Annotated in this window: 3 protein-coding genes; all 3 read left to right on the plus strand. The window is 57.4% G+C overall.

Going from position 1 to position 2,808, the window contains the following annotated elements; genetic code table 11:
- On the plus strand, nucleotides 1–663 hold a 663-nt coding region (locus VEG30_04960), incomplete at its 5' end, for an IS630 family transposase (GenBank protein HXZ79259.1).
- Between the two features lie 68 nt (nucleotides 664–731).
- Entirely contained in the window at nucleotides 732–2,369 is a 1,638-nt protein-coding gene (locus tag VEG30_04965; protein HXZ79260.1) for a hypothetical protein, read from the plus strand.
- Nucleotides 2,370–2,482: 113 nt separating this feature from the next.
- Nucleotides 2,483–2,808 (plus strand): helix-turn-helix domain-containing protein (locus VEG30_04970; protein HXZ79261.1); only part of this gene is annotated, 326 nt, incomplete at its 3' end.

Here is a 2,808-nt window from a genome sequence, read left to right on the forward strand (position 1 = left end):
CGCACACGTACTTTCAAGTTGTCGCGCGACCAGCATTTCGTGGAGAAACTGACCGACGTGGTGGGTTTGTATCTGAACCCGCCGGACAAGGCTCTGGTTTTATGTGTGGATGAAAAAAGTCAGATTCAGGCCCTGAACCGCACCCAACCGCGCCTGCCGATGAGGAAAGGCCGTTGTGGCACCCTGACGCATGATTACAAGCGCAACGGAACCACCACTCTGTTCGCGGCCCTGAACGTGCTGGAAGGCAAGGTGATTGGCGAATGCATGGCCCGGCATCGCCATCAGGAATTCCTGAAGTTCCTACGCCGCCTGGATCGCGAACTGCCCGCCCACCTCGACCTGCATCTGATTGTGGACAACTACGGGACCCACAAAAAGCCAGAGGTAAAAGCCTGGTTAGCCAAGCATCCTCGCTTCCATCTTCATTTCATTCCCACCAGTTCTTCTTGGCTGAATCTGGTGGAGCGCTGGTTCCGGGAGCTGACCGAAAAACGGCTTCGGCGCGGCAGCTTCTATAGCGTCCAGGATCTCGTAGATGCTATCGAGGACTACCTCGAACCCAACAACCGCCAACCCAAACCTTTCCTTTGGACGGCCAGCATCGAAAAGATCCTCGAGAAAATAAGCCACTGTAAAGCCATTTTAGAGACTGTACACTAACGGGGCTTCGCCCCCGCCCAACGAGCATGTGATGCGGTCTGCCGGAGGTGCAGTTTATAAATGGAGCCATGCGTGGCCATCCGACTGCAAAGTTGAATCTGGAATCCGCACACAGCGTGGCGGAAGTGTTGCGTAAGCATGTGGGGCTTGAGTTGGAGGGCATCGACCGGATGTACCTCAATGTCTTTGTTCCAGTTTTGCAAGCGGTGGAAGGGGTTCTGAAGTTCATCCGCATCCACCGCGGGCATCCGGTAGCGTCGACCGCCATGGTCGAACCGATCACTCGACGCTTCGTCGAGTCGATTGAGCGCTATGTCCGGGACCACAACCTCCCCATGATCACCTTCGAGAAGGGTCAGCGGAAAGACGAAATCGCCAACCAGCGTCGTGCCGCATTTACTCAGGATGAGGGGGTCGTGTTCGTAGGGAAAGCACAAGAGAAGTGCATCGTCTACCGCACTGAGAAGCGCCATAACCCGCGAACCCATAAGAGCTACGCCTGGATCGTGAAATCGACTGCTCTGGTCAATCATTACTATTTCTACTGTCTGGATCGCAACTTCGGGCCATTCTTTCTGAAGTTCTGCTCTTACTTTCCCTACAATGCCAAGCTCTGCCTGAACGGGCATGAGTACGCTAAGCGGCAACTGGAGAATAAAGGGATCGAGTACCAGGCGTTAGACAACGGCGTGCTTTCCTGTGCGGATCCCGCCCGGCTTCAATCGATCTGCGATGGACTCTCGGAGGAGAAGATCGAAGCACTGTTACGCAAATGGTTGCGCATGCTGCCCCATCCTTTCTCCGCCACGGACCGGCAGGCAGGATACCGCTATCAACTCTCCATCCTGCAAATCGAGTTTTCGCTGACCCAGGTGCTCGACCGACCGGTCAGCGGACGAATCTTCTTTGAAGAAGTGATACGGGAGAATCTGGACGCGGGACGCCCCAAGCAGATTCAACTGATCTTCGATCGCTGGGTGACCAGAAGCACACCGGGACCGTTTCGCACCCGGGTCATCACCGACGGTGTGATCCCTTCCCTCCACATCGATTACAAAGGAACGCGCATCAAGCAGTACCATAAGGAAGGCCGCGCTTTGCGGACCGAAACCACGATCAACAACACCCGCGACTTTTATGTCGGCAAGAGTTTGCGCAACTTGCCCACGCTGCGTAAAATCGGCTTCCAGGCCAACCGCCGTTTGCTCCAGGTCGAACAGATCAGCCATGATTGCCTGCTCTCCGAGGAAGTTTTCCAGAGGGTGAACCGTCCGATTCAGATCGCGGCGCAACGGGCTTCCGCGCTCCGTTTTGCCGATCCCCCAGTCCAGGCGTTGTGGAGTGCGCTGTTGTTGTTCCAACTGCTTCCCACAGGCTTCTCCAATCGCAATCTCCGCGAGAATCTGGCGCCGTTGCTTGGCCTGCAACCCGATGAGCTGACGCAAGGCCGGATGACGTACCAACTCCGCCGCCTGCGTCTCCACGGCATGATCGAACGCATCCCCGGCAGTCACCGATACCGCCTGACCATCCTCGGCTTGCGCAGCGGATGGTTCTTCACCCGAACCTACGCGCGCATCCTGCGACCCGGGCTGGGCGCCATACTACCCGAGTTGTCTACTCCCAACACCCCGCTTCGCCGATGCTTCGATAAACTCGACCAGCAACTCAAAGCCTGGGTCGACAGAACACAACTTGCCGCTTGAAAACTTGACTCATTTACGACAAGTTCTTTACTTCAAGACCTCTAGTGTTGTGTAACAGAAATAACTGAAACAAATGGCGCGGCCGGTGCGTATTCCTCTATAAGGAGGAAGGCATGCGCACGGGACGTCCCAAGACCCCGCTGAGTTTGACCCCAGAGGAGCGACGCGAATTGGAATCTCTGGCTCATCGGTCCGGTTCGGTTCCAGCGCTGGCGCGTCGCGCGCGCATCGTGCTGGCGTGTGCGACCGGAGCGGACAACAAGGACGTGGCTCGCCGCCTGCGCGTTACGCCGGCCACCGTGGGCACGTGGCGCACGCGCTTTGTCGAGCAGCGGCTGGCCTCTATGACGAACCCCGCCCCGGAGCTCCGCGCAGCATCGGCGACGAGCAGATCGAGCAGGTGGTCGTCCGCACTCTGGAAGCACTCCGCGCGGCGCCA

Source organism: Terriglobales bacterium (assembly GCA_035624455.1).
Taxonomy (GTDB): Bacteria; Acidobacteriota; Terriglobia; order Terriglobales; family Acidobacteriaceae; genus DASPRM01.